The sequence below is a fragment of the Phocaeicola intestinalis genome (assembly GCF_014837065.1).
Lineage (GTDB): Bacteria > Bacteroidota > Bacteroidia > Bacteroidales > Bacteroidaceae > Phocaeicola > Phocaeicola intestinalis.
Map to the genome: position 1 here is coordinate 1 of NZ_JACSPP010000049.1, position 23,410 is coordinate 23,410.

At 42.4% G+C, this 23,410-nt stretch carries 25 protein-coding genes; 24 read left to right on the plus strand and 1 reads right to left on the minus strand.

Annotated elements, in window-relative coordinates; all coding sequences use genetic code 11:
- Nucleotides 1–162: 162 nt before the first annotated feature.
- From H9625_RS13135 to H9625_RS13250, 24 genes are all read left to right on the plus strand, one after another.
- Entirely contained in the window at nucleotides 163–465 is a 303-nt protein-coding gene (locus H9625_RS13135; protein ID WP_191764764.1) for an NVEALA domain-containing protein, read from the plus strand.
- A 193-nt stretch (nucleotides 466–658) separates the two neighbouring features.
- Nucleotides 659–1,384 (plus strand): 6-bladed beta-propeller, encoded by a 726-nt coding sequence (locus tag H9625_RS13140; RefSeq protein ID WP_191764766.1) that lies wholly within the window; start codon nucleotides 659–661, stop codon nucleotides 1,382–1,384.
- Between the two features lie 295 nt (nucleotides 1,385–1,679).
- On the plus strand, nucleotides 1,680–2,411 hold the full coding sequence (fabG, locus tag H9625_RS13145; RefSeq protein ID WP_022040322.1) for a 3-oxoacyl-ACP reductase FabG: 732 nt from the start codon (nucleotides 1,680–1,682) through the stop codon (nucleotides 2,409–2,411).
- Nucleotides 2,412–2,423: 12 nt separating this feature from the next.
- Nucleotides 2,424–3,650 carry a beta-ketoacyl-[acyl-carrier-protein] synthase family protein gene (locus H9625_RS13150; RefSeq protein ID WP_191764768.1) on the plus strand — a complete coding sequence of 409 codons (1,227 nt, stop codon included), beginning with the start codon at nucleotides 2,424–2,426 and terminating at the stop codon, nucleotides 3,648–3,650.
- A gap of 10 nt (nucleotides 3,651–3,660) precedes the next feature.
- Nucleotides 3,661–4,176: a hypothetical protein gene (locus H9625_RS13155; protein ID WP_191764770.1), complete on the plus strand. Its 516-nt coding sequence runs from the start codon at nucleotides 3,661–3,663 to the stop codon at nucleotides 4,174–4,176.
- Entirely contained in the window at nucleotides 4,176–5,282 is a 1,107-nt protein-coding gene (locus tag H9625_RS13160) for a methyltransferase (protein ID WP_191764799.1), read from the plus strand. The genes H9625_RS13155 and H9625_RS13160 overlap by 1 nt, the downstream gene beginning before the upstream one ends.
- A gap of 13 nt (nucleotides 5,283–5,295) precedes the next feature.
- A complete protein-coding gene (locus H9625_RS13165) occupies nucleotides 5,296–5,544 on the plus strand; it encodes an acyl carrier protein (RefSeq protein WP_022040318.1) in 249 nt (82 codons plus the stop codon).
- Between the two features lie 19 nt (nucleotides 5,545–5,563).
- Entirely contained in the window at nucleotides 5,564–6,442 is an 879-nt protein-coding gene (locus H9625_RS13170) for an LpxL/LpxP family acyltransferase (RefSeq protein ID WP_225226431.1), read from the plus strand.
- A 2-nt stretch (nucleotides 6,443–6,444) separates the two neighbouring features.
- Entirely contained in the window at nucleotides 6,445–6,900 is a 456-nt protein-coding gene (locus tag H9625_RS13175; RefSeq protein ID WP_087210196.1) for a pseudouridylate synthase, read from the plus strand.
- Nucleotides 6,901–6,905: 5 nt separating this feature from the next.
- Nucleotides 6,906–7,319, plus strand: a complete 414-nt coding sequence (locus H9625_RS13180) for an acyl-CoA thioesterase (protein ID WP_087210172.1) — start codon at nucleotides 6,906–6,908, stop codon at nucleotides 7,317–7,319.
- Nucleotides 7,307–8,986 carry a beta-ketoacyl synthase N-terminal-like domain-containing protein gene (locus tag H9625_RS13185; protein ID WP_191764771.1) on the plus strand — a complete coding sequence of 560 codons (1,680 nt, stop codon included), beginning with the start codon at nucleotides 7,307–7,309 and terminating at the stop codon, nucleotides 8,984–8,986. Before H9625_RS13180 ends, H9625_RS13185 begins: the two co-directional genes overlap by 13 nt.
- A gap of 12 nt (nucleotides 8,987–8,998) precedes the next feature.
- Entirely contained in the window at nucleotides 8,999–9,259 is a 261-nt protein-coding gene (locus H9625_RS13190) for a phosphopantetheine-binding protein (protein WP_022040313.1), read from the plus strand.
- A 6-nt stretch (nucleotides 9,260–9,265) separates the two neighbouring features.
- On the plus strand, nucleotides 9,266–11,035 hold the full coding sequence (locus tag H9625_RS13195) for a beta-ketoacyl synthase N-terminal-like domain-containing protein (protein ID WP_191764773.1): 1,770 nt from the start codon (nucleotides 9,266–9,268) through the stop codon (nucleotides 11,033–11,035).
- A gap of 6 nt (nucleotides 11,036–11,041) precedes the next feature.
- The gene (locus H9625_RS13200) at nucleotides 11,042–11,398 is read left to right on the plus strand and encodes an EamA family transporter (protein WP_022040311.1); all 357 of its coding nucleotides are present in this window, start codon (nucleotides 11,042–11,044) and stop codon (nucleotides 11,396–11,398) included.
- 16 nt (nucleotides 11,399–11,414) lie between these two features.
- A complete protein-coding gene (locus H9625_RS13205) occupies nucleotides 11,415–12,032 on the plus strand; it encodes an outer membrane lipoprotein carrier protein LolA (RefSeq protein WP_087248188.1) in 618 nt (205 codons plus the stop codon).
- Nucleotides 12,019–12,447 carry a hypothetical protein gene (locus H9625_RS13210; RefSeq protein ID WP_087406383.1) on the plus strand — a complete coding sequence of 143 codons (429 nt, stop codon included), beginning with the start codon at nucleotides 12,019–12,021 and terminating at the stop codon, nucleotides 12,445–12,447. The genes H9625_RS13205 and H9625_RS13210 overlap by 14 nt, the downstream gene beginning before the upstream one ends.
- Nucleotides 12,431–12,823 (plus strand): 3-hydroxymyristoyl/3-hydroxydecanoyl-ACP dehydratase, encoded by a 393-nt coding sequence (locus H9625_RS13215; protein ID WP_022040308.1) that lies wholly within the window; start codon nucleotides 12,431–12,433, stop codon nucleotides 12,821–12,823. The genes H9625_RS13210 and H9625_RS13215 overlap by 17 nt, the downstream gene beginning before the upstream one ends.
- Complete coding sequence (locus H9625_RS13220) at nucleotides 12,804–14,309, plus strand: glycosyltransferase (protein WP_191764775.1); 1,506 nt, start codon at nucleotides 12,804–12,806, stop codon at nucleotides 14,307–14,309. Before H9625_RS13215 ends, H9625_RS13220 begins: the two co-directional genes overlap by 20 nt.
- On the plus strand, nucleotides 14,302–15,801 hold the full coding sequence (locus H9625_RS13225; RefSeq protein ID WP_022040306.1) for a phytoene desaturase family protein: 1,500 nt from the start codon (nucleotides 14,302–14,304) through the stop codon (nucleotides 15,799–15,801). Before H9625_RS13220 ends, H9625_RS13225 begins: the two co-directional genes overlap by 8 nt.
- Entirely contained in the window at nucleotides 15,788–16,648 is an 861-nt protein-coding gene (locus tag H9625_RS13230; protein ID WP_191764777.1) for an alpha/beta hydrolase, read from the plus strand. Before H9625_RS13225 ends, H9625_RS13230 begins: the two co-directional genes overlap by 14 nt.
- Entirely contained in the window at nucleotides 16,645–20,271 is a 3,627-nt protein-coding gene (locus H9625_RS13235) for a 1-acyl-sn-glycerol-3-phosphate acyltransferase (protein ID WP_191764779.1), read from the plus strand. Before H9625_RS13230 ends, H9625_RS13235 begins: the two co-directional genes overlap by 4 nt.
- 218 nt (nucleotides 20,272–20,489) lie before the next feature.
- Nucleotides 20,490–21,581, plus strand: a complete 1,092-nt coding sequence (locus H9625_RS13240) for an alpha/beta hydrolase-fold protein (protein ID WP_191764780.1) — start codon at nucleotides 20,490–20,492, stop codon at nucleotides 21,579–21,581.
- 3 nt (nucleotides 21,582–21,584) lie between these two features.
- The gene (locus H9625_RS13245; protein ID WP_022040301.1) at nucleotides 21,585–21,821 is read left to right on the plus strand and encodes an acyl carrier protein; all 237 of its coding nucleotides are present in this window, start codon (nucleotides 21,585–21,587) and stop codon (nucleotides 21,819–21,821) included.
- Nucleotides 21,808–23,121, plus strand: coding sequence for a class I adenylate-forming enzyme family protein (locus H9625_RS13250; protein ID WP_191764782.1), 1,314 nt, complete (start codon nucleotides 21,808–21,810; stop codon nucleotides 23,119–23,121). The genes H9625_RS13245 and H9625_RS13250 overlap by 14 nt, the downstream gene beginning before the upstream one ends.
- Here the strand turns inward: H9625_RS13250 and H9625_RS13255 are convergent.
- Entirely contained in the window at nucleotides 23,096–23,323 is a 228-nt protein-coding gene (locus H9625_RS13255) for an HU family DNA-binding protein (RefSeq protein WP_225226432.1), read from the minus strand. The genes H9625_RS13250 and H9625_RS13255 overlap by 26 nt on opposite strands.
- Nucleotides 23,324–23,410: the final 87 nt, after the last annotated feature.

A 23,410-nucleotide genomic window follows, 5' to 3' on the forward strand; every position in this document is an offset into this window, starting at 1 on the left:
TTTCTTTCATTTACAAATTTAATAATTCTCTTGGCTTTATGCTATTTTGCTAGCACATTACAAACATAGGAACTAAGAATACAACAGAAGATGTGCAAACCGGTGATTTGCAGCTTCGCAGGTATCAATGAAAAACAATAATAACATAAAAATTAGCAAAAGATGAAAAAGAATATATTGAAAATCACGTTTGCAGCCGCTTTGGCTGTAGTCGCTGGAGTAACGGCTTACCAAGCACAGGATAAAGAAATGATGTCAGATCTGGCTCTTGCCAACGTGGAAGCGTTGGCAAGGGATGAAAATACAGGAGGGGATCATGGAAATGAAGAGACCTTTAAAAAAGGTTATATGGCTTCTACATACAAACTGTATATACCTGAATTCCATATGTATACGGAAATGCCCTGTTGTAAATATACTGCGAATAAATATAGTGCTTGTTCTGCGATAGATGTTTGTCCTTAATAGTATAGGAGATTTTGTGAAGAATATTTATATCGAACGCATGATTCGGTTGTAGGATTATGCGTTCTGTAATATTAATTTCAATATAAGGGTAAACAAGATGAAGTATGTGTATGTGATTTTAGTATTTTTGCTTTGTGGATGCTCCCGTTCTTTCCGTTCGGACAGTGAATCATGAAAGGTTTCGGTCGATGTGGATTTCTCGGTTGTGGAAGAATGCCTTTCATTGGCTGATATTGTGTCGGCTAAGCAGATTATTCCTTTGTCTCTTCCCAAGGGCGAGGTGATAGGCAGGCCGGTTCAGGTCTGTACATCCGACAGCTGCCTGTTCGTTTACGACCAGCTTCAGCAGGCTATTTACCGTTTTACGAAAGACGGTACTTTTCTTAATAAGATTCATCGGCAAGGGCAAGGTCCCGGCGAATATACTACGGTTACCCGTCTGATGGTCGGCAGTCATCCCGAAGCCTTGTATGTATATGATAAGGTGGCGGGGAAAATTCATATATATACTTTTACCGGTGATTTTCTCCGTACGATTACGACTGAATATATGGCTAATCATATAACGTTGTTGCCCGATGGCAGTTTTCTTTGTTTTACACCGGATTTCATTTATAATGGTCTGTGTGGCCTTTGGCGGATGTCTGCTGATGGTAAGTTGTGCAAGATGCTGTTGGAATATAAGGAAAAGTATCCGGTAGTCTCTGCCTATTGGAACCGGTTTTATGCCGTATCTTCTCAAACGGTTGGCATTGCGTGTCCGGTTACTGACCGGTATCTGCATTACGATTGCAAGGCGGATTCAGTGAGTATGGAATTGCAAATCAATTCCCGGCAGCATACTACTTTCCAGTCCGTAGCAGTTCAGTCCTCGCTCAGTCCCTTGCAGCCAGGACTGCAGTCCTACCCTATATAGGACTGTAGTCCTATTCCGCTGGGACAGCAGTCCTGACTGTAAGGGACTTTTCATGCAGTCGGCTTCTGCGGACGAACAAAGGAAGTAATCCATGAATTGATACTTCATCCGTCTACGGATATATACTTCATTGGCAGATGCAGTACTACTTCAGACAATCTTTCCGCCGTTGAGGGTAATCTGCATAATTTAGATGCGTTTGCTCTGAAAAAGAAGATAAGTAGCTTTGTCTTTTGGATGGTATTTTATAATTTTGCACGTGAATAATTTTTTTTATAAAAATAGCCAAGTGAATATGAAATATGCTCTTGTAACAGGTGGCTCAAGAGGGATAGGACGGGCGGTTTGTCTGACATTGTCGCAAATGGGTATACCGGTTCTGATTAATTATCAGTCTAATGATACAGCAGCCCGTGAGGTTTTAGATACGGTTGTTTCCCGTGGTGGAAGCGCAGAGTTACTGAAGTTTGATGTCGGAAACGAGCAGGAAGTCTCTGCGGCTTTGGATGCATGGGAACAAAACCATCCGGATGATTATATAGCATACCTTATTAATAATGCAGGCATACGGCGGGATAACCTGATGTTTATGATGCCTGAACAGGACTGGCATGATGTCATCAATACTTCGCTGAACGGTTTTTATTACGTGACACGGAAATTGTTGCCTAAAATGCTGATGAGAAAACACGGAGGGCATATTGTCAACATGGCTTCTCTGTCGGGACTGAAAGGTATGCCTGGACAGACAAATTACAGTGCAGCAAAAGCGGCGTTGATAGGTGCGACCAAAGCTTTGGCACAAGAAGTTGCCAGTCGGAATGTGACGGTTAATGCCGTTGCTCCTGGGTTCATCGAAAGCGATATGACCAAAGATTTGCCTGTTGAAGACCTGAAGAAGATGGTTCCGATGAATCGTTTCGGCAAGCCGGAAGAAGTGGCAGCATTGGTCGGATTCTTGTGCTCGGATGCAGCCGGTTATATTACAGGCGAGGTGATTTCGATAAACGGTGGTTTGTATACTTAGTGCATAGGGCTTATGAATAAGAGAGTAGTAGTTACCGGTATCGGTGCATGGACGTGCATCGGTACAGATATAGATACTATCAAGTGTTCTTTGTATGAAGGAAAATCGGGTATAGGTATTGATAAAGCCCGTATCGCTTATGGATTCAGGTCGCCTCTGACGGGAATCGTAGAAAAGCCCCAATTGAAAGGATTGCTTGACCGCCGTCAGCGGGCTTGCCTGTCGGAAGAAGCCGAATATGCATATATGGCAGCCCGTGAGGCTTTCCGGATGGCAGGTGTAGACAGCTCTTATTTGGCAGGCAATGAGGTGGGCTGTATTTTCGGAAACGATTCTACAGCAGAGGCCGTCATCAAAGGTTATCAGATTATGGCGGAAAAACACGACTCCGAACTGGTCGGTTCCGGGTCTATTTTCCAGTCGATGAATTCTACGGTCAATATGAATTTGTGCTCTATCTTTGGCTTGCGTGGCATCAACTTTACGGTAAGTGCCGCTTGTGCCAGCGGCAGCCATTCGATAGGTCTGGGTTATATGCTGATTAAGCAGGGATTGCAGGACATGATTCTGTGTGGTGGAGCACAGGAGGTTAACATGTATGGAATGTCCTCGTTCGATGCTATCCGTACTTTTTCGATGCGGACAGATGAGCCGGACAAGGCTTCCCGCCCTTTCGACCGTGACCGTGACGGTTTGATACCAAGTGGTGGTGCAGCGGCTCTTGTACTTGAAGAGTATGAACATGCCAGGGCGCGGGGAGCAGAGATTTTATGCGAAGTCTGTGGTTATGGTTTTTCCAGTAATGGTGGAGGTATCTCTCAGCCTAGTGATGAAGGGTCTGCACTTGCCATGACGCGGGCAATGAAGGATGCTGCGGTTGAAGCCGATGATGTAGATTACATCAATGCCCATGCAACTTCTACACCGCGTGGTGACATGGTAGAGGCAATGGCTTTATCCCGTCTGTTCGACAAGAAACATGCATGGATATCCAGTACGAAGTCGATGACCGGGCATGAATGCTGGATGGCAGGTGCAAGCGAGCTGGTTTATTCGATTGTCATGATGCAGAATAATTTTGTGGCTCCTAACATTAATTTCATGAATCCGGACGAATATTCGGAGAAGTTGCATTTGGCTACAAAGACTATAGATATGGAGTTGGATGTTATATTAAGCAATTCTTTTGGCTTTGGAGGAACAAATTCGGCATTGGTTATTAAGAAGTTAAACAAATAAATATTTTTGAATGATGAAGAAGGTTGTTTTGTCCCTTGTGTTTGTACTGGGAAGCTTATTTTATGTGGGAGCTCAAGAAAAAACAATATTGGATGTAAGCCAAGCACAGGTAGTTAATCTGGTTGTCGATTTTTCGAATGCTTCTATACATAACATGGATGAAAATGCTTTTTCAACCTATGAGCCGAGTTATGCCAAAGAAAAGAATGAAGTGATTGCTAAATTGGTTGAAGAATTTAACGATGAGGAAAAAGTAGGTTTTATATTGGGCAATTTCCCAAAAGCTGACTATACGGTTAAGGTAAATGTCGTGTCAGTCAGCAGGAAAGGTGACATGCTCAGCAATGCTGAGATTTTAGACATCGACGGGAATGTGATTGCTACGATTTCAGACATAAAAGGAGATGGAGGTACCTTTGGCTCTAACATGAACCTGATGGGTGACGGGTGTAAGTCTACCGGTGAAGCGTTGGCCAAACGTATGGCAAAGATGATAAAGGTTGAAAAGAAAAAAGCGAAACAATGATACATTTATTTCCTGCATTGGAAGAACGGTACACGAAGGAACATTTATCGGCACGCGAAGCACAACGCTTGGCAGAGTTTATTGCGTGGGGACCTGTGGTATTCCAAGTTGCGAGGATTATGCTTAAATGGGGCATCCTGGATCTGATAAGAGATTCTGGAGAAGGTCTTACACTTGAAGAAATCGTGAAGAAGACGAAACAGTCAGAGTATGCAGTCAAGTGTTTGCTGGAAGCTTCGTTGAGCATAGGTATTCTGTTGGTCGATGTGCAGGCCGAACGTTATACATTGAGCAAGACTGGTTGGTTTCTGATAAACGATCCGGCTACCCGGGTTAATATCGATTTTAATCAGGATGTGAATTATGAAGGGTGGTTTCATCTGGAAGCATCCTTGAAAGAGGGAAAGCCCGTGGGACTGAAACATTTCGGCGATTGGTCTACTATTTATGAAGGTCTTTCGGAGTTGCCGGAGCAGGTGCAGCGTTCATGGTTTGCATTTGACCATTTTTACAGTGATGCCTCTTTCCCTGAAGCTTTGCAGATTGTGTTTAAGAAGCATCAGACACGCTCGTTGTATGATGTAGGTGGAAATACGGGCAAATGGGCTTTACAATGTGTGCATTTTGATAAAGAGGTCGAGGTGACTGTTCTGGATTTGCCGCAGCAGATAGAGATGATGAAAAAACAGATAATGCCTGATGCAGAAGCCAGACGGATAACGGGATTCGGCATGAACCTTTTGGATAAAAACAGTGCGTTCCCCCGTCGGGAAGGCGGTTTGGATGCTATATGGATGTCTCAGTTCCTGGATTGTTTTTCTATGGATGAAATCGTCAGCATTCTTTTACGCGCCAGGGAAGTGATGTCGGGTCAAACCCGGTTATACATCATGGAGACACTTTGGGACCGTCAGCATTTCGAACCGGCTGCTTTTTGTCTTACGATGACTTCGCTCTATTTTGCTGCTTTAGCAAACGGGAACAGCAAAATGTATCATACGAATGATTTGTCAGAATGTATCGGTAAGGCAGGATTGGAAATAGAGGAAATATTCGATGGCTTGGGCCAGGGACATAGTATTTTAGTTTGTAAATTGAAACAATAATAATTAAAGAAATATGAGCAGAAAAGAAATAGAACAAAAAGTAAAAGCGTTGATGGTAGACGAACTGGAAATAGAAGAGGATAAGATTTTTCCTGAAGCCAGTCTGAAAGATGATATGGGTATTGACAGTTTGGACTACGTGGACATTGTCGTTATTATAGACCGGGTGTTTGGTTTTAAGATAAAGCCCGAAGACATGACAGGGGTGAAGACTTATGGCCAATTCTGTGATTACATCGAAAGCAAGTTAAACTGTCAGTAATTCTTGTTATTGTATTGCAATGGAGAAGCAATGGGCAGGTACGACATACGGGAATAACTGGATGCATCGATGGCTGATTAGGATGTTGCGTTATATTGATGTAAGAGTATTCTATGTTTTTACGGCACTTTTTGTTATACCGGTATGTTTGATACTGAACCCAAGCCGCAAGATTATTTTCCATTATATGCGTAAGCGTATGCAGTTCGGCTGTCTGCGCTCGGCGTGGTATACCTATCTGAACCATTGTCTTTTCGCCCAAGTAGTCATCGATAAGTTTGCCATGTATGCAGGAAAAAGGTTTGAAGTGAAGGTGGTTGGTTATGATGCTTATCTCCGTTTGCTTGAAAAGCCCGATGCGTTCGTACAGTTGAGTTCTCATATCGGGAATTATGAAATTGCCGGTTATTCTTTGAAGGCAGACAAGAAAGCGTTCAATGCTTTGGTTTATTGGGGGGAAAAGGAATCGGTAATGAAGAACCGGATGTTCCTGTTCAAGGATACACATATCCGTATGATACCTGTATCTCCGGATATGTCACATCTGTTCGATATCAATGCAGCCCTATCAAAAGGGGAAGTGGTAAGCATACCGGCAGACCGAATCTGGGGGTCGCCTAAAAAACTGGTGAAGTGTTTCTTGGGTGGGGAAGCTTCATTTCCCTATGGACCTTTCAGCATAGCGACGATGCGTTCGCTGGACGTTGTGGCTGTAAACGTGATGAAGACTGCTGCAAAGCAATATACGATTTATATTACTCCTTTATTATATAATAAAGAGGCAAACGGCAAGGCTCGGATAGAAGAACTTTCTGATGCTTATGTGAAAGAACTGGAGAAAATGCTTGGCCTGTATCCGACACAATGGTATAATTATTTTGATTTTTGGCATGAATGAAGATGAATGAATTTGATTTTTATAACCCATCAGACGAATTTATGCGTAGTATCCGTCTGAGCGAACTTTTACCGCAGCAGCCTCCGTTTGTAATGATTGATTGCCTGACTCATTACGAAAAAGATAAAGTGGTTAGTGAGACTACAATCCGGGAAACAAATATTTATGTGGAACATGGAGTGATGCAAGGTTATGGACTTATTGAGAACATCGCCCAGACTTGTGCCGCACGTATTGGGTATATCAATAAATACATTCTGAAGCAGGGCATCCAAATCGGTTATATCGGTTCACTGAAGAATCTTACTATTGAATCGCTGCCTCATACGGGAGATGTGATAACGACAGAGGTTACGGTTCAAGATGAAATTCTGGGAATGATTTTGGCAAAGGCTATTATCCGAAAAGGCAATCAGCTCCTTGTAAATGCTGATTTGAAGATTGCTTTAAAAAGTTAGCTGGTATGGTATTGACGGAAAAAGTAGGAATAAAGGTCAGGTTTAGCGAAGTGGATATGATGAAGGTTGTCTGGCATGGTTCGTATGCTAAGTATCTGGAAGATGCACGTGAGGCTTTCGGGGAAAAATACGGACTTACTTATGAAGGATATCTGGAGCATGCATGTTATGCGCCTATTGTGGACATGCAAATCCAGTACCGCAAACCTCTTAGGTATGGAAGCAAGGCTTATGTAAGCATATCTTACCAACCTACAGAAGCAGCCAAGATTATCTTTCATTACGAAATCAGGGATTATGAGGATGATTCATTGTATTGCCGGGCCACTACCGTACAAGTTTTTATGGATATGGATTATCAACTCTTGTTTAGTAATCCTGATTTTTTTGAAGAATGGAAGCGCAAATGGCAACAGTAGTAGCACATAATATCATATCGCCACTTGGCTTTACGAGTGAGATGAATTATCATGCAATCAAGTGTGGCAATTCTTCGTTGCGTCTTTGCGAAAAAGCATTCGGTACCTCATTGTCGGTAACAGCGTCTGTCTTTGATGAGGAAATGCGGGAACAGCTTCTGGTTGAAGGATTTACTTGGTTTGAATCTCTTGTTATCCATTCGGTCCGGAAGGCGATTGCTGACATCGGTATGGATGTATCGGGTAAAGAGGTATGTTTTGTGTTGAGTACCACGAAAGCGAATGTCGAATCGTTGGACACTATCTCGGATGAACAAGTTTTGCCAGGAAGAACGGCTGAGAAGATTGCCCGTTATTTGGGTTTTGTCAATGAACCTCTTGTGGTATGTAATGCCTGTATCTCGGGTGTCTCTGCTTTGATTGCTGCTTCGCGGCTGATTGATGCTGGTTTTTATCGTCATGTGGTGGTATGTGGTTGCGATGTGTTGGGAAAATTCATTGTTTCCGGATTTGAGTCTTTAAAAGCACTTTCTCCGGATGAATGCAGACCGTTTGACGAAGAACGCATCGGACTTAATTTGGGCGAGGCAGCTGCTACTGTCGTTTTGTCGGCAAGCAAGGGGAAATGGCATATCTGCAGAGGGGCGGTATGTAATGATGCATATCATATCAGTACTCCCTCGCCGAAAGGGATTGGTTCGGGGATGGCACTTGCAAAGGTGCTTGGCAATGAAAAAGAAGAGTTGGCTTTTATCAATCTGCATGGTACGGCAACTCTGTATAATGACCAGATGGAATGGAAAGCGCTTGAACGCTCTCACCTTACGGACGTTCCGGCAAATGCATTGAAAGGTTATTTTGGGCATACTATGGGGGCTGCTGGTGTAATGGAATGTATTATTTCGATGTTATCGGCAGATGATGGTGTTATCTTAGGTACCAGAGGTTTTCATGCTTCCGGTGTCTCAGGGGTTATCAATATGTCTTCCCATAACCGTAGTTCCGATAAAGACGCTTTTGTCAAACTCATTTCTGGATTCGGAGGGTGCAATGCAGCCGTTTTCTTTACTGGTAAGGCGGAAGAAGATAACCGTGTGTTACATCTTCCGGATTATACGACAATAAGCAAAGTTATTTTATCTTCGCAGGAAATATGGATAAATGAAAACCGGCTGCCGATGGTGGAAAGAGGGAAAAACCTGATAGTGGAACTGTATAAGCGCAGCATGGGAGACTACCCACGTTTTTATAAGATGGATGGTTTGTCTCGGTTAGGGCTGGTCGCTGCAGAACTGTTGTTCCAATCGGTGCCGGATTTTGACAGCTATGAACAGACTGCCATTGTCCTGTTCAACCACAGTTCGTCTCTTTGTGCGGATAAGAAATACCTTGCATCTATCAGCGGGGAGAATAATTTTTTCCCAAGCCCCAGTGCTTTTGTTTATACTTTGCCCAATATAGTCAACGGGGAAATAGCATTACGGCATGGTATGCATAGTGAAACATCGTTTTATATTTTGCCAGAGCGGGATGAAAAAATGATGGGGCAACTGGTAAGTTCAACTTTGGCTGATGAAAATCTCTCTTATTGCTTAACCGGCTGGCTGGAATATATGGGAGATGATGATTTTGTAGCTGATATTAGATTGATTAAAAAAGTAAATTGAAAATAAGACACTATGGAAGATTTGGTATTGAAACTTAAAGAACAGATTATTGAAGCATTAAATTTAGAAGGAGTATCTCCTGAAGATATAGATGTCAAAGCACCGCTTTTCGGTGATGAAGGTCTGGGGCTCGATTCGATTGATGCCCTGGAGATTATTGTGCTGTTGGAAAAGAACTATGGTATCCGTTTGTCCAATGCAGCAGAAGGAAAGGCTATTTTTACCAGTATAGAGCATATAGCGGATTATGTAAAAGAACACCGCACTAAATAAGTGATTGTGAAACAACGTATAGCGATAACAGGCAGCGGCATCATTTGTGCGATAGGTACAGATAAGAAAACTGTATCTGATGCGCTGGTAGCCCGTAAGAGTGGTATCCAGGGCATGAAGTATCTTCCTTCGTGTCATAAAGACCTGCTGGTAGGAGAAGTAAAGCAATCGGATGAAGAGCTGAAAATGTCATTGGGCATACGGGCTGACAAGATTGTCAGCCGTACGGTCTTGCTGGGAGCCTATGCGGTGCGTCAGGCTTTGGATGATGCCGGTCTGAAGCTTCCATATTTGAAAACCAGGCGTGTCTGCTTTATTTCCGGTACTACCGTGGGAGGGATGGATGTGACAGAACGTTTTTATCATTCTATCCTGGCCGATGATACCTATTTGGATTATCTGGATGCATTTGATTGCGGTAAATCTTCGGTGGATATTGCAGAACTTGCAGGGCTTGATGCGGATACCTGTACTGTCTCTACGGCTTGTTCTTCAGCATTGAATGCAATTATTCTTGGAACGAGAATGCTGTTGGCTGGCGAAGTGGATCTTGTTGTAGCGGGTGGGGCTGAATCTCTTTCCCTGTTTCATTTGAATGGGTTTAAGAGTCTGATGATTTTGTCATCTGAACCATGTCGTCCTTTTGATGCTTCCCGTTCAGGATTGAATTTGGGTGAAGGTGCTGCCTATGTCGTGCTGGAGCGTTTTGAGGATGCTGTTGCCCGTCATGCTGAAGTTTCGGCTTTCATAGCCGGATATGGTAACCGTTGTGATGCTTTTCATCAAACAGCCACATCTGAAAATGGAGAAGGTGCATATTTGGCTATGCAGGATGCCTTATGTATGGCAGGAATAGATTATACGCAGGTTGATTATATAAATGCTCATGGTACCGGGACTTTGAATAATGACCAAAGCGAATCGGTCGCTTTAAAGCGTTTGTTTGGCGGAAATATTCCACCGGTATCAAGTACCAAATCGTTTACCGGACATACGACGAGTGCATCAGGAGCGATAGAGACTGTTATTTCCTTGATAGCTATGCGGAATCATTATATTCCTGTTAATCTTGGCTGGCAGACAGCAGATGCCAATTGTATTGTTCCGTTTATGGGTAATGGGCAATGCCGGTTGCAGTATGTGCTATGTAATTCTTTTGGTTTTGGAGGCAATGATACATCGTTATTGTTATCACAGCAGGAAAGTGAATTACCGTTGTCTGACAGTAAAGTGGAGGCTGCAATTCTTTCCGGGTATGAATTAAAGGATTTGGATGAACTGAAACTGTTGAAGCAGTTTATTCCGCCTATTGAGCAAAGGCGTATGGACTTATTGACCAAAGCGGCTATGTACACTTCTTTGAAAGTACTTTCGGAAGCCGGCATTCATTCGCCGGATGCCATTATTGTAGCGACTTCACACGGAATGCTGACTAACAGTGAAAAGATTCTGCGAGGCATTGATACTTTGGGTGAAGATAGTGTCAGCCCTACGCTTTTTATGCAAAGTACACATAATACCCTGGCCGGAATCCTGGCTGTACGTTTGAAATGTCATGGTTATAACATGACGTATGTGCAAGGTGAGGATTCTTTGCGGTGGGCAATAGCGGATGCACGGATGCTTATAACTGAAGGCAAGGCTAAGGTGGTGCTTGTAGGATGTCATGATGAATGTACCGGACAATATGCTTCGTTCCTTAAACGTGCCGGGAAAAAGGAATTGCCATGCATCAGTTCAAAGAGTTTGGTTATAGTGAAAAAAGATAATAAGTAGACAGCTATGAATTTCGGACTTTTCCCTTTGGCGGTTATTCAGAGTATCTTGCTTACGTTAGGGCAAGTTACCTTGAAGTTTGGACTGATGAGAATGGAGCCTTTCGGCTGGACCAGATCATTTTGGATTTCGGTCTTTGCCAATTGGCAATTTGCTTTGAGCGGCATTTGTTTTGGTGCAGCCAGTTTGCTTTGGATGTATATTCTTAAACATTATCCGTTAAGTTCATCTTATCCATTGGTGAGTTTAAGCTATGTCTTCGGGCTGTTGGCTGCAATGGTCTTTTTTCAGGAAGAAGTAGACTTCTATAAATGGTTAGGAGTGTCTTTAATTGTGTTAGGTTGTTTTATTATAGCGAATTAGTTAAATTTTATACTCTATGAATAGATTCTTGTTATGGCTCGTATGCTGTTTGTCGCCACTTGCTTTTTGGGGTCAGGAGATATCCAAAGACGCGATAATTAAAGAGATAAGTAGGTCTGCTGCAACCATTAAAACCATGCAGTGTGATTTCGTTCAGACCAAACGCATGAAGATGTTGGGCAGTGAATTGGTATCAAAAGGAAGAATGAGCTGTTCGCAGCCGGATAAATTGAGGTGGGAATATCTTTCGCCTTATACCTATACGTTTGTTTTATACAAGAATAAGGTGATGATGAAGAAAGGGGAGCGTACAGACGTCATTGATGTAAACAGTAATCGGATGTTTAAGGAAATTGCAGCCATTATGTTGAACAGTGTACTTGGGAATTGTTTCTCGGACAAGAGTTTTGAAGTGGATGCTAAACAGGAAAACGGACAGTATGTAGCGACATTGTTACCGATGAAAAAAGAAATGAAGATGATGTTCTCGCGTATTGTGCTTCATTATGATAAAGTGCAATCCATGGTTCGTGAGGTAGAACTGTATGAAAAAAACGGTGACAATACTACGATTACACTGACTCATGTACGTAAGAATGAACCTATTGATGAAAAAATATATGATGTTGAATAGCCTGAAGTCTAGGATTGTTATTCTTGTCTTATGCTTTGGGGCTGTGTGCCAATGGGCAGCAGGACAATCGTTCCCGGAAAAGGAAGGTGAACGTGTATATTATGATTTTTCGATGCGCAGGTCGGATATGGAGTTGAGTGGTATCTGTATCTTGCTTTGCAGTGGAGATACGGTGAAGGCAAGTATTGTAAATAATTTCGGAGCTACATTGATTGATTATTCTTATGATACGAAAAAGTCGAAAATAAAATTGCATTATGTTTTTGAAAAGCTGAACAAATGGTATATACGGCGTGTGTTGAAGCGGAATTTGAAGAAGATAATGTTAGCGATGCGTTCTGGAGAAAGTTCATATAAGGATGTAAGGCATAAACTGAGTTATACTTTTATTTTAAACCATGATATTGAGAAATAATTTATATACGGTTATCCGTAAAGAGGAAACATCTGGAGGCATTTCGTATGTTATCCGGTTGAATCCTGACCATTTTATATATGAGGCACATTTTCCTGGCGAACCTGTGACTCCGGGGGTATGTATCTTGCAGCTGGCTCAAGAGTTGCTTGCACTGGAAATAAATGAACATTTGGAGCTGAAGAAAATAAAAAATGCAAAGTTTACTGCGGTGATTTCACCAGACCAGTTGACGGAATTAACAGTAGCCTTTCCTTCGATAGAAATCGGTAAGGAAGAAGTTGCATGCCAGTGTGTGATAAGTAACATACAGCTTGATTTGGTTTATGCTAAGTTGTCTATCATTTGTCGGAAGCATGAGAGATACGAATTATAACCAACTTGACGAATTATGCGACCGTGGCATTTGCATAATCATACCTACTTATAATAATGAAAAGACTATCGTGGAGGTGGTGCAACGGGCTATGGAGCAATGCCGTGATGTGATTGTCGTCAATGATGGCAGTACGGATGCCACTACGGAATTGCTTCATGCCGTAAAGGGTATTACCCTTGTTGAATATGATAACAATAAAGGCAAGGGAAAAGCTTTGCAGCTAGGCTTTAGGAAAGCTCTTGAAATGGGTTTTTCGTATGCCATTACATTGGATGCCGACAACCAGCATTATCCGGAAGATATACCTGTGTTGCTTGAAGCCAATAAGAAATATCCGGGTTGCTTTGTTTTAGGGAGGAGGAATTTGTCTGGAGTAGAACGTTCTTTCGGGAGTAAGTTTGCAAATGCTTTCAGCAATTTCTGGTTTTGTGTGCAGACATTGCAGTATGTTCCGGATACCCAGACCGGTTATCGGTTATATCCCTTGCACAAACTTTACGGAATCAATGGGCTGACATCACGTTACGAGGCAGAACTGGAGTTGCTGGTCTTTGGAGCCTGGCGTGGCGTGAAAATTGTATCGGTTCCGGTGCGTGTCTATTATCCTCCTCGCGAAGAACGGGTGAGTCATTTTAGGCCAGGTAAGGACTTTTTTCGGATTTCGGTCTTGAATACGTTTTTGTGCCTGTTGGCTTTGGTATATGGATGGCCTTTAGCTGCATGGAGAGGATTAAGGATATTGGTTAGTACGCTCTTAGCCTTGTTGTTCTTCTTGGTAGGAACATTACTGGTGATTACTCCATTTTCGTTGTGTTATGTGGCTTTATCTAAAGTCGTAAAGTTGGATTTCAGTGCGATTCGTAAGCTTCTTCATGTATTTGGTTCTTTAACAGTCAGAATGCTTCCACTCATAGGGGTAAAGACGCGCATCATGAACCAATCTTTTGAAGATTTTTCAAAACCTGCCATGATAATCTGCAATCATCAAAGCCATTTGGATTTGATGTTGCAGTTGAGCCTGACATCTAAGATTGTATTTCTGACTAATGATTGGGTTTGGAAAAGTCGTTATTTTGGTTATGTCATACGCCATGCTGAATATTATCCTATATCGGCTGGTATTGATGTGATTCTGCCTAAATTGAAGACATTGGTAGAGCGTGGCTATTGTATTTCTGTTTTTCCGGAAGGAACCCGTTCGCCGGACGGGCAAATCGGCAGGTTTCACAAGGGGGCTTTCTATATAGCCGAGCAATTGAAGCTTGATATTCTTCCACTGGTAATTTATGGTGCAAACAGGGTTTTGCCTAAAAAGGGGAAATATATACGGACCGGCAATATCCTTTTTTCTATCGGTGAGCGGATTAGTCCCGTGAAACAAATGGAAGTAGCTGAATCCATTTTGCAGAGAGCAAAACTGTTCAGGCAGTTTTATGTAAATTCTTACCATAAGATTTGTAATAAATACGATCAGAATGCTTAACAAGGAGGTGATTGTTATTGGTGCCGGACTTGGCGGACTTTTTTCGGCTGCGTTGCTTTCGAAAGAAGGCATGAAGGTGACTGTTATTGAAAAAAACAGGAAGCCGGGTGGGGGAATGCAAAGTTACAACCGTAAAGGTGCTGTGTTTGATACCGATATGCATGTGATAACAAGCATGTTTGAAGGGGGGAGCGTATACAGGTTGTGCCGCTACCTGGGTATTTTGAATGATATTTGTATTGAAAATGTCGCTGATGGCATTTCTGATAAAATATATGTGGCAGAAGACAATTCTGTGTATAACATATCGGCAGGAAGGGAGGGATTCATGCAGTCTTTGTTGCATTATTTCCCTGATGAGGAGCACGACATCTGTGCATATGTAAAGGCATTGGATGCAATAACCGATGAGATGGATTTATTCTTGTTGCGTAATTCCAGACAAAACGTATTTGTACAGAATGCAGACTTTTTTATGCCGGTCGACCAATTTATATCCAAGTATATCCATAACCTGAAATTGCGTCGCCTTCTGGCATACATGAATGTGCTTTATGCTGGAGATTGCCGTGTAACTCCTGCTTATCTTCATGCAGTGATAGCTGTTCTGTTGCAAAAAGGGGTCAGCCGGTTCAAAGGAGGAACATACCGTTTTGTCGAAGTCTTGGTTCGTTTTATTCAGGCACATGGGGGTACGGTTATAACAGGTGAAGGGGTTTCCGACATCATTGTGGAAAGAGATAAAGTGAAGTATGTGAAGACAGATGCCGGCCGTGTCCTGTCTGCCGATGTATATATTTCATCTATACATCCGGCTGTTTTATTGGACTTGTTGTCTGATAGATTTGCAGTATCAAAATCTTATTATGCTCAATTGCAAGGAACAGAAGATTCATGTTCTGCATTTATTCTCAATATCAAACTCAAGAAAGATTCGTTTCCTTATATGCGTTATTCCAGTTACTACTTTGAGAGTTATGAGAGTGTATGGAGTGCCAACCGCAAAGGGGCTATCACGAAATTTATGTTCTTGACTCCCCCGGTGCAGGATCAGGGAGAATATGCGCATACTTTATGCATTACGGTTCCTATGGACTGGAATGAGGTGGTTGCTTGGGAAAACTCAACGATTGGGAAACGCAGTAAAAGTTATTATGAGTGGAAAGATAAGGTAGCTGAAACGGTTTTGAGCAAAATGGAAAGATTGTTTCCTTTTTTTAGAGAAGTTATCGCATTGGTAGATACGGCTTCGCCTCTTACGATTCGTGACCATACAGGAGTACGGCATGGGGCTATGTGCGGATATAAGAAAGATGTAAATAATTTTATTACTTCTCATTTGCCCGTCCGTACGCGATTATCCAATCTGTTATTGACAGGTCAGAATGTGAATATCCATGGTTTTTGTGGAGTAATCTTGACTTCGTTGCAAACTTGTGAGGAAATTTTGGGAACTAATTATATAATAGAGAAATTGCATGTTGAAGGTTAAATTGTTCATACTTGCACTGGCATTTTCCATTAAAGGCTTGTCGCAGATAAATATTTGGGAAGGTACGGCTTATCATGCAGATGTTATATTGACTCCTTATCTTTCGCCGGGAACGGATAATCCGGCAGTGGTTATTTTACCGGGAGGCAGTTATTTTTGGCATGCCGATGTAACAGAAGGCAGAGATGTGGCATTGTGGCTGCAAAAGAACGGTATATCTGCATTTGTCTTAAAATATCGGACAGCCAAGGTACCGGCATTCCTTTTCCGGTATCGGTATATCTTTAGAGGGAACCGTTATCCGGACCCGCAAAATGACTTACGGCAAGCTTTGCGTCTGATTAGGGAGAATGCAGCACAATATGGCATAGATGTAAAACAATTGGGGGTTATGGGATTTTCTGCCGGCGGACATCTGGCAATGTCGTCCGTGGTTTTGTTCCCCAAATCGGAATGGCCGGCTTTCATTGCTTCTGTCTATCCTGTAGTTACGATGTATGCTCCTTATGTCCATAAGCGTTCCCGTCGTGCATTGTTGGGAGACAATCGGATATGCAACCGTGTATTGTGTGATTCATTATCTTTGGAACGGCATGTTCCTGTTGATTGTCCTCCAGTCTTTTTAGTCAATTGTAAAGACGATCCTACCGTTGATTATCATAATTCCGTACTGCTGGATTCGGCTTTATCAGCCAATCATGTGCCACACCTGTATTTGCAATATGAAACAGGAGGGCATGGATTTGGTGCATCCTCAACCAAAGGAACGGCTGAGAGCCGGGCTTGGAAAAAGGAGTTTTTAAATTGGATGAATAGTTTATTAAAATCTAAGTCAATAGCAAGATGATACGTTTTGTAATCCGATTATACGATTATATGGCTGCACATAAAAGGTTGTGTGTATTGTCTTTTGTTGCCGTTACGTTTGTTTTCCTTGTTTCGTTGGTACGTTTGGATTACAAAGAAGACATATCGGCTTTTCTTCCTGTCAGTGGAAGTGAGAAGGAAGCTCTTTCGGTTTATCAGGATATTTCGGGAGCCAATCGGATTATTGCCGTGTTCGAAAATCAATGTGACTCTGGTAGCATTTCAGCTTCTCCAGAATCGGTTATTGAGGCTATAAAAGATTATGAATCAATCATCCAGGAAACGGATACCCTGCATTGGGTATGTGGTCTGACTACTCAGGTTGATTTGGAAAAATATAATGAGTTGACTAGTTATATTTATGCTCATATTCCATATTTCCTGACGTCAAAAGATTACGTCCGGCTGGATAGTTTGTTGAATACGGAGGGATATATAAGCAGCCAGTTGGCTTTGGATAAGGAAATGCTGATGTTCCCGTCGTCTTCTCTTGTCTCGGAAAATATTTCACGTGACCCGTTGCATCTGTTTACACCTGTTTTGCAGTCATTGCAGACAATGAACGGAACGGCTACTTTTGAAACTTATGATGGTTATATCTTTACGCCGGAAATGAATAAGGCTGTCGTGATGATGTATTCTCCGTTTGGGAATAGTGAAACGCAACACAATGCGCTCCTGGTGGATTATCTGTCATCAGTGGCTGATTCGCTGAAGATTTTACACCCCACGGTGAAGGTTCATCATACCGGTGGCCCCGTTATTGCTGTTGGTAATGCGAAACAGATAAAAAGTGATAGCCTTTTGTCGGCATCCATTGCCATCATTTTGATTCTTGTATTGCTTTTGTATGCGTTGAAACGGTTTTATCACTTGTTTCTGATAGCCGTGTCTATTTTGTGGGGTTGGGTTTTTGCCATGGGGATGCTGTCGTTTATTTATAAGGACATATCTCTGATTGTGGTAGGGATATCCAGTATTATATTGGGTATAGCCATTAACTATCCCCTTCATCTGATTGCCCATTTATCAGCAACAACCAGTATCCGGAGCGCATTGCGTGAAGTTGCTGCTCCATTGATTATTGGCAATGTTACGACGGTAGGTGCCTTTTTGGCATTGATTCCTTTGGATGCTGTTGCATTGCGTGACTTAGGACTTTTCAGTACTTTCCTTTTAATAGGCACTATCTTGTTTGTAATCATGTATTTGCCTCATGTCCTCCGTAATAAGGTGCGTGTGAAGGAGGATTCCGGTGAGAAAGCTGCTGAGGCACCTTTTGAATGGGCTGGCAAGTTGTCGTTTAAGGGAAGTCCGTTGGTCTTGCTGGTATTATTGGTGCTGACCCTTGTATTGGGGTATTTCAGTCTGTCGACACGTTTTGATGCTAATCTGGCAAATATCAATTATATGACAGAAGAGCAGCGGAAAGATATGCAGTATTTCCAACAGCTGGCATCTGATGAGGATAACGATTTGGAATCGGTATATGTGGTTTCGAAAGGTTCTTCTTTCGATGAGGCTTTATCTTTCCATTCTGCCATACAAGACTCTTTGGCAAGTTTGGTGCACCCTGCAAAAGGTGAACGTTTATATTCCTGTACACGTTTCTTTTGTTCGAAGGATGAACAGTTGGAGCGTTTGTCTTTGTGGCATCAATTTATAGATACTCATCGGAACAAGCTTTTCGATGAGTTCAGAGAGGCGTGTAGCCAGGAAGGTTTTGTTGAAGAGGCGTTTGTGCCGTATTTTGATATTTTATGTGCTGATTATGCGGGAACCTTGCCGGATAAAGCCGGTTTATTAAAGCATATTTCGGATTCGTATATCAGTATAGACAGTATATCCGGCACTTACAAGGTCGTTGATGTCCTGTCGGTTGATAAAGAGCGTGTGCATGCTATTGAAGAACAGGTATCAGACTGGGAAAATGCTCATTATTTCAGTTTTGACATCCAAGGCATGAACAGTGCTTTGGCCAATCATTTGTCTGATAATTTCAACTATATCGGTTGGGCTTGCGGTATGATTGTCTTTTTGTTTTTATGGTTTTCGTTCGGCAGGATTGAATTGGCATTGCTGGCTTTTTTACCGATGGCTGTCAGTTGGATTTGGATTTTGGGTATTATGGGCATTTTCGATATCCATTTTAATATTGTCAATATCATCCTTGCCACATTTATATTCGGACAAGGAGACGATTATACCATTTTTATTACAGAGGGATGTTGTTATGAATATGCTTACCGCAAGAAACTGTTGGCTTCTTACAAGAGTTCCATCATTCTTTCCGCACTGATTATGTTTATAGGTATAGGTACGTTGATATTTGCGAAACATCCTGCATTGCATAGTCTGGCAGAGGTGACAATTATCGGTATGTTTTCGGTGGTGCTTATGGCGTTTGCATTACCTCCGATTGTTTTCAATTGGATGGTAAGGCAAAAAGGTACTTACCGGCGTCGTCCGCTCACTCTTTCTGCTTTGGCAAGAACCTGGTTTTGCGGAATGTGGTGGTTGTGTCAATTGTTGGTCGGTTATCTGGCAGGAGGATTGCTTTTCTTATTCGTCAGGAGAAAAGTTCGGAGGCAAAGGGTGCTGAACCGGTTTGTAAGCTGGGTACACCGCATAGACCAGCATTTAATACCTGGGGTGCGTTATTCGCTGCGTAATCCTTACCGGGAAGATTTCGGCAATCCTGCTATTATCATCTGCAACCATCAATCTCTGCTTGATCCGATGTGCTTGATGGCATTAAGTCCTAAGATACTTATCGTTGCCAATACGCATTCCAGTCATAATCCTGTTATTCGATTTATGTTCAGCTGGTTGGGCTTCTATACGATAGACCAGAACAATTTTAGGGCATGGCAAGACAGTTCTTTGCAACGTGATATCCATGTATTCCGCCATTATGTGGAACAAGGCTATAGCATAGCTGTATTTCCAGAAGGCATACGGAATGCGAAGTCTTCGATTTTGCGTTATCATAAGGGGGCTTTCTATCTGGCGCACGAACTAGGCATTGACATATTGCCGGTCATTATCCATGGGATGAATAACATCATGCCGCTGTATAGTTTTACCGCTCATCCGGGCAGGCTTACCGTTTGCATAGAGCAACGCATTACCTTATCGGATGCATTACGGGGAGAAACCTATGCGGAAACGACAAGATTGGTACACCGCTTTTTCATTGAAAGATACGAGCATTTATGCAAAGAACTGGAAACCTCTTCTTATTATAAGAACCTGGTGCTGGAAAGATACATGTACAAGGGAACGGACGTATTTAGGATGGTAAAGGCAAATATGAGGAAATATGGCAATTATGCCCAATGGGTGGATAATTTGCCTTTGGATGTAAAGACTGTATATGTCAAGCATAGCGGTTGGGGGGAATTTCCTTTGTTGTTGGCATTGGTCAATCCCAATGTTTCGGTTGTAGCGTTTGAGTCGAATGAAGAAAAAAGGACTTTGGCGTATTATAGTGCAGACGGAATTGTTTCAAATTTGTTATATACAGATAATTTGTCTATCTTTGAGAACGCAAAGGATGAACCGCAATCAGTGGTTTATGATGCAAATAATCTGATGGTCTGATGTATATGAGAATTTGTTTCTTTATAGGGATAGTCTTTTTCTGCAGCTTGAGGATGATGGGGCAGGTGGAAGGGATTGTAATTCATCCCGACCATTCTGTGACCTTTACTTTTAAAGCTTCTCATGCAAGGATTGTCCAGATAGCCGGGTCTATGTTTGCCCAGCGTAATAGGATTAAAACTCCTATCGGTTCTTTCTCGAAAGAATCAAAGAAGAAAATGAAACGGGAAGGAGACTTCTGGACCTATACGACCGCTCCTTTGCCTTCCGAATTTTATACCTACCGTTATTTCGTGGATGAAGATACGATTTACCTGGATAGGAACAATCCGAACCGGGTGAGGGATATTGATAAAGAATTCAATTATTTTATCATAGGGGGAGGCATTGCCGATAATTATGCTACCCGGAATGTCAGGCACGGTACATTGCATCATATATGGTATCCGTCTGAACTCAATGGGATGAAAAAGCGGCGCATGACCATATACCTTCCGGCGGCTTATAGCTCGGGTAAATCGTCTTATCCAGTTTTGTATTTGCTGCATGGTTCGGGGGGTGATGAAGATTCTTGGACAGCTTGCGGAAGGGCTATGCAGATATTGGACAATCTGATAAGCCAAGGGCTTTGCCGGCCAATGATTGTAGTGATGCCTAACGGGAATGTCACATTGGCCGCTGCGCCTGGAAGCGATCCGGCTCATCCGGATGTCCAGCCTGATGCCAATAACGTGGCATCGATGTTCGGGAAGTTTGAAAAATCTTTTGTAAAAGAAATCGTCGGTTATGTAGATGCCCATTACCGGACAATAAAGAACAAGGATGGGCGTGCCATAGCAGGTTTGTCGTTGGGAGGATTGCATACGCTGTATATTTCGTTGAACAATCCGGAGGTGTTTGATTATATCGGCCTGTTTTCAGCACAGACCACCAATGCGTTGAATAATAAAAGGATTCAGGGCATGAGGGGCATCAATGATGCTTGGAACGACCTTAAAAGTATTTTGCCTTTTATCGGGAACCGGGGATTGGATAAAAAGATATCTTCGTTGACGGAAGGTGCCAATAACGGCGATTTAGCAATCTATGAACACATGCAGGAAAAAATGGAATGTTTGTTTGCTGATCCTCCGGCACTTTATTATATTGCCGTGGGAAAGGATGATTTTACAAAGAAATTGAATGATGATTTGCGCAAATTGTTGGATGCAAATGCTTATCCCTATGTTTACCATGAGACGGATGGTGGGCATACATGGGAAAATTGGCGCAAATACTTGGTTGATTTTTTACCAAAACTATTTAAATAGGATATGAAAGAGCGTATTCGGACATTGCTTGAAGCAGAACTCCCGATTGTGGATTTTGATTCAGAATTTTTATTTAGCGAGTTGGATTCTTTAGGTGTAGTTACCATATTGATGATTCTTTCTCAAGAGTTTGGTATAGAGTTGGAATCCCGTGATGCCACACCTAAAAACTTCAGGTCGCTGGATACGTTGGTAGAACTGGTTGAGCGTAAACTGTCGGAGAAACATGACAAAGCTTGACGATTATTTGATACGCCATGCAGAGGAAAGGCCGGAGCATGATGCTTTGGTCTGTGGAACTGAATGTATTAGCTACGCCCGGTTATACGAACGTGTAAGGGAAGAAGCGGCGATATGGGCGTCTGTAAGCGGAAAGGCCGTTGTTATCCGGGCTACCCAGTCGGTTGGTTTCATTGTGACTTATTTGGCGGTCCACTTGGCGGGCAAAACCGTTGTACCGTTAGAGAATGATATACCGGACGTCCGTATGGAACATATTGAACAGCAGGTAAGGGACAATGATATTCCGGAGGATGTCGCTGATATCCTTTTTACTACGGGTACTACCGGTGAGCAAAAAGGAGTGATGATTAGTCATCGTGCCATTGTGTCGAATGCAGAAAATCTTATCGGGTCACAGGGGTACACCGATGAGACCGTATTCGTAATCAGCGGTCCTCTGAACCATATCGGAAGCCTTTCTAAAATTTGGCCTGTCATCATGCTGGGTGGAACTATTGTTATTACCGAAGGCATGAAAAACATGGATGCTTTTTTATCCGCATTCGAGTATCCGTCTTTTAGGCTTGCATCTTTTTTGGTTCCGGCAAGTTTGCGTATACTGATTCAGTTTGCTTCCGGAAAATTAAGTGCTTTGGCAGGTAAGATAGATTTTATCGAAACCGGAGCGGCACCGATGTCTCAATGTGACATGCTGGTTTTGCGTGAGTTGTTGCCGCATACCAGGCTTTATAATACCTATGCCTCGACAGAAACGGGTATTGTTTCTACGTATGATTATTCATGCAACGAGTGCATTGCAGGATGTTTGGGATATCCCATGAAGCATGCTTCGGTTTTTATAACGGAAGCAGGTTCGGTGGCATGTAAAGGGCCTATGCTCATGACGGGTTACATAGGCGAACCGGCTCTTACACATTCTGTTTTGCATGAAGAGGTGTTATATACGTCAGATTTAGGCTTTATTGATTCAAAGGGACGTCTGAACCTTCAGGGGCGCATGGATGATGTGATAAATATCGGCGGTTATAAAATCTCTCCAGTCGAAGTGGAAAATCAGGTTTTGGCATATCCTGGTATAAAAGAATGCATTTGTATCTGTGCGGAGCATCCGGTTATCGGGCAAGTATTGAAGCTTCTTTATGTAATAGACGAAACTCCGGATTTTAGCCAGAAACAATTGGTTAAATTCCTAAAGAGTAATTTGGAGGCGCATAAACTTCCTTTCCTTTATGAACGGGTAGACAAAATAGAAAGAACCTATAATGGAAAGATTAACCGGAATTATTATAGGATATGAATGAATAGTCTGTCTCGTCCATCACGGCAAGGATGGTCCCCTTGGTCAGTCCCGAATGGTTGGCGATTTGTTCGGTCAGCTTCTCGAACGTAATCGTCCCTTTCGACACGATTTTAGGGTAAAGGCGTGGTGTGGTGTCTTCCACATTGGCAGAAGGCACAGGCAAGAAATCATAAAGAGCATCCATGATAATATGATACATTAAGGTTTATAATCTGTTTCCGGCAATATATATTTTACGTTCCACGGCGCGGAATGTACATTCCATGGGCTGGAATATACATTCCAA